Below are 4463 nucleotides of genomic sequence, written 5' to 3' on the forward strand. Positions count from 1 at the left end.
AATATTTTAAATCAATAATAGATACCTTATTTTTATATTACTTTTTATTCATTTAAATAATTATTTAAAATATTTTATATTTTATATAATTTTTATTGAAGAATTGAACTATAAAAGATGTTCGCATAATTTAGAATCATATTCATTAATAAAGTTTTTTATATAAGTTTGTACATATTAGAATTATAGTTAATTAACTAATTATTTATTAATTAAATTTTAAAAAGGTGATTATATGGTAAAATATGTATGTATGCATTGTGAATACACTTGGGACTCTGAAACTGGAGATGAAACTTACAAAGTACCAGCAGGACCTATCGAAGACTTCCCAGATGACTGGGTATGCCCTCAATGTGCTGCAGGTATTGAAGGAATTATCACTGAAGACGAATAAGTTTTCAATTGATTCCAAACTTTTAAAAAAGTTTGAATAAAACTTTTTCTTTTTTTCTTTTTTTACTATTTTTCAATAATTATTTTTATCATTATTCTCTATTTTGCAATTTTCAATAAAAAATTTAATTCGTATTTATTAAAACTAATATTTGCTTCATAAAAAAAGTTTAGAGAATAATTAAATATTCTCTTTAATGATTTTAGTGCAAGTGTCTCTAATGTATTCGGCCTTTTCTTCAGTTTTAGCCTCTAAAGTTATTCTTACATAGTCTTCAGTACCTGAAGGCCTTACTAAAACCCAGCTTCCATCGTTGAAACTTAATCTGATTCCATCAATGGTATTGATATCCTTAATGTCATCAAAGGCATCCTTTAAGAGATCTTCCATGTTTTCCATAACTTTGAATTTCTCTTCTTTTGAACAGATTACCTTTTCTCTCATATGAGGGTATTGATGGAATTTTTCAAGAAGTTCGGATAATTTTCCTTCTTTGGAAACAATTTCTGCCATTCTAAGACCAGACAATATTCCATCTGGACACATGCAGAAGTCTGGATGCAACCAGGTACCTGAAGGCTCTCCACCGAAGCTCGCATTTTCCTCAATCATAACTTCAGCAACATTGACGTCTCCCACTTTGGTTCTGAGAACTTTTCCTCCAACCTCTTCCATTGCCTCATCCATGCATAATCCTGCATCGACAGTGGTTACAACAGTTCCGCCGAATTTCTTTGAAACGAGTGCTAAAAGCTTATCGAACTCTGAAACTCTTCCCTGTTCATCAACGGTAATCATTCTGTCTGCATCACCATCATGAGCAATTCCAAGGTCTGATTCAGTTGCTACAACCGCTTTCATAAGGCTTGAAAGGTTTGCTTCATTTGGTTCAGGGTTCCTTCCAGGGAAAAATCCATCGACTTGTGAGTTTAAGGTAATGACTTCACATCCTGCTTTTCTGAATATAAGTGGAGAAAGTTCGGATCCTGCACCGCATGCACAGTCAATAACCACTTTAAGTCCAGGTTTGATATCTACAATTTTCAATAAATCATCAATGTACTGTTTTTTAATTTCATCGTTATGGCTTATAATTCCGATTTTATCCCATTCCACTTTACCGAAGTCTTCATTATAATAAATCTCTTCGATTTTTTCTTCCTGTTCTGGAGTGTAAGCCATTCCATTTTTATTCCAAAGTTTAATCCCATTGTATTGAGATGGGTTGTGAGATGCAGTAAGCATTATTCCAGCATCACCTTCAAGTTTTAAAGTTGCATATCCTACAAGAGGTGTTGGAACCATTCCTATTTTGATAACATCCACTCCATGTTCAATGAGTCCTGCAGTAATGGCCTGTTCCAACATTCTATTTGTGGTTCTAGTATCAAAACCAATCACAACTTTTCCAGTGTTATTCAAATATTTAGCAAGTGATTTACCTATTTTCAATGCTAGTTCTGAATTAATTTCTGAACCGATTAGCCCTCTTATTCCAGAAGTTCCGAATAGCTTTTTATTTGTCATGCTTTACCCCTCATTATGTTTTAAGCTCCGAATTTATGTGCATAACCCATTAAATCAGTAAGGATATTCATTACATCAGCGCCTCTGATTCTGCACATGCCTCCTTTAGCCACTGCAAATTCATTGTATTCGGTTACATCATCCACTCGGACTTCTGGTCCATTTATCAAAATAGGGACAGGGTCTCCTGAATGGTTTTTAACAGAAATAGGTGTGGAGTGGTCTGCAGTTAAAAATATATAACAGTCCTCTAGCTTAAGGAGTTCGCTCATAACAACTTGGTCAACCTTTTCGATGAATTTTACTTTTTCTTCAGCATTTCCGTCGTGGCCTGCTTCATCAGCACCGTCAATATTAATTAAGAAGAAGTCATGCTCGCTATTATTCACTTGATCGAGTATAGTGTCTCTGATATTTTCAAGGTTTGTATCGGTTCCACCAGTCACATCTTCCATTTCAATGATGTCCATTCCTGCAAAACGGCCAATTCCCATGATAAGTCCAGTTTCTGCAATACATGCTGAATTAACTTCATATTTGTCATTTATTGATTCAACTTCAGGAACTTCTCCTGCACCACGAGGAATAATTATGTTTGCAGGTGCTTCACCTTCTTCTATTCTTTTAAGATTTACTGGATGGTCTTTAGTCATTTCATAAGATTTAGGCACTAATTTGTTTAGGATGTCTGCAGTTTTTTCTGCTTCTGGGCTTCCGTCAAGAGCTTTAACTATCTTAGGCTTGTTTCCTTCAATTTTAGGATCTGCATCACTTACTTTTCCAGACAAGCCTTCCCCTCTAAGCACTAAAACTGCTCTGTGTCCAGTTGATTCCTTGAAGATAATCTCAATGTCTTCATAGCCTTCAAGTTTCATAGTGTTTAAGGTTGCTATGATTTCATCGGTTCCATCTCTAATTCTTCCAGCACGCCTATCAGTAATGATTCCATCTTCATCGGATGTTGAAAAGTTACATCTGAATGCTATATCACCAGGAATGACATCTACACCAACACCAACCGCTTCGAATGGGCCTCTTCCAGTGTATACTTCATAAGGATTGTAACCTAAAATGGATAAGTGTGCTGTGTCACTGCCTGGAATGATCCCCGGTGCAATTGAATCCATTAATCCGGTAATTCCTCTTTCTGCCATTTTATCCATATTTGGAGTTTTAGCTGCTTGAAGTGTAGTTTGATTGTTAAGCTCTTTTAAAGGACGGCCAGCCATCCCATCCATAACCAATATCATTCCTTTCATTTTTTTCACCATCAAAATAAATTTAAATTTAAATAATTTATTTATTAAATAATTTATTTTATTAAAAAATATATGTATTTTTCAATTAATCTTTAATTTTTTGCTGAATAAAATATCTGCATATTTGAAAAGTATTATTAAAATTTTATAATAATTACTATTAATAAAATATATGAATTTATATGCTTATAAAATTTGTTTTTATTTCTCGGATATTTATTAAATAAACTTTAAAAAATGTTTATAATTTTATTTATATTCAGTAGGATTGATAAAAAAAGTAGATTATTAAATATTACTTTATAAATCATTTATTAAAAAGTAAAATAAAAAAATAAGAGTTACATTACAGAAACGATACCGATAATTGCTCCACATATGGTAGCAAGTAAATTTACATGTTCGTTGTTTATGTAGTTTCTTCTCTCAAGAACTGCCCCAAGGATGCTGTCAATAAAGCAACCTAATGTTCCTGAAATAACTGAAATCTTAATAGCTATTAAAGGGTCTGAAAGGATTCCTAATAGGAATGAAGCAATTCCGATAATTCCTGCACCTACAATTGCTGCGGAAGTTCCTAAAATTGATATTGCACCATCGGTTCCTGCAGGTACTTTCTTAAAAGTGGTAATTAAACGAGGCTCTTGAAGAACTCCTATTTCACTAGCTAATGTATCTGCTGTAGCAGTAGCTACTGCTCCAATGAATCCTCCTGCTAAAGGAAGGTAATAGCTTCCAAATGCTGCCATTAGAAAAGCCACTAAACCATTTGAAATCACATTCTTTGCAGTTCTTGTCTTTTCATATTGTCCAATTTCCTGTTTGTATGGTTTTGAAAAGCGAGTAGCAAATATGCTTAAACCGAAGAACAATACGATTAAGATGAACCATGGTACTCCTGCTGAAAAGATGATTGTAATTCCCATAAATACCATTATAAGGGAACCTAACAAGTCTAAGCTTTTTCGTTTATAACTTATTCCACCTAAAATAAAGAGAAGTATGACATATCCCCAATTTATTACAAAAGCTTCATGCATAGAATCACTTCTATTAACTAATTATCAAAATTAATATAATTAATTAGATATGATTTTCATTCGAATAAATATTCTAATTAACTTAAAATCATAATTTAATTATTCTTAGTATTATTTAGTTTCTAATTTTTATTAAATGTTTTTATTTATTTAATAAAATATTTTTACTTATTTAAATAGTTTTTGCTTTTAATTAGTTAATTTAAATAAAAATTTGATAAAATTAGTTAAAGATTATGT

At 32.3% G+C, this 4463-nt stretch carries 4 protein-coding genes; 1 reads left to right on the forward strand and 3 read right to left on the reverse strand.

The genetic code is table 11. From position 1 onward, the window contains the following. Positions 1-235: 235 nt before the first annotated feature. The gene (locus tag IJI80_RS02120) at positions 236-397 is read left to right on the forward strand and encodes a rubredoxin (RefSeq protein WP_074798578.1); all 162 of its coding nucleotides are present in this window, start codon (positions 236-238) and stop codon (positions 395-397) included. Positions 398-577: 180 nt separating this feature from the next. Here IJI80_RS02120 and glmM read toward each other — a convergent pair whose 3' ends face one another. The 3 genes from glmM to IJI80_RS02135 all read right to left on the reverse strand — a co-directional run bounded on the left by glmM (position 578) and on the right by IJI80_RS02135 (position 4223). Continuing rightward, entirely contained in the window at positions 578-1924 is a 1347-nt protein-coding gene (gene glmM, locus IJI80_RS02125; protein WP_292787207.1) for a phosphoglucosamine mutase, read from the reverse strand. A gap of 20 nt (positions 1925-1944) precedes the next feature. Continuing rightward, positions 1945-3183: a 2,3-bisphosphoglycerate-independent phosphoglycerate mutase gene (locus IJI80_RS02130; protein ID WP_292787210.1), complete on the reverse strand. Its 1239-nt coding sequence runs from the start codon at positions 3181-3183 to the stop codon at positions 1945-1947. Positions 3184-3524: 341 nt separating this feature from the next. Further along, on the reverse strand, positions 3525-4223 hold the full coding sequence (locus IJI80_RS02135) for a TIGR00297 family protein (RefSeq protein WP_292787212.1): 699 nt from the start codon (positions 4221-4223) through the stop codon (positions 3525-3527). Positions 4224-4463 lie beyond the last annotated feature (240 nt).

It is taken from the genome of Methanobrevibacter sp. (assembly GCF_017432245.1).
GTDB lineage: Archaea > Methanobacteriota > Methanobacteria > Methanobacteriales > Methanobacteriaceae > Methanobrevibacter.

Bases quoted from the DNA above. Each gene is read 5' to 3' on its own strand.
- IJI80_RS02120 (WP_074798578.1), top strand. From the start codon at position 236: ATGGTAAAATATGTATGTATGCATTGTGAATACACTTGGGACTCTGAA.
- glmM (WP_292787207.1), bottom strand. From the start codon at position 1,924: ATGACAAATAAAAAGCTATTCGGAACTTCTGGAATAAGAGGGCTAATC.
- IJI80_RS02130 (WP_292787210.1), bottom strand. From the start codon at position 3,183: ATGAAAGGAATGATATTGGTTATGGATGGGATGGCTGGCCGTCCTTTA.
- IJI80_RS02135 (WP_292787212.1), bottom strand. From the start codon at position 4,223: ATGCATGAAGCTTTTGTAATAAATTGGGGATATGTCATACTTCTCTTT.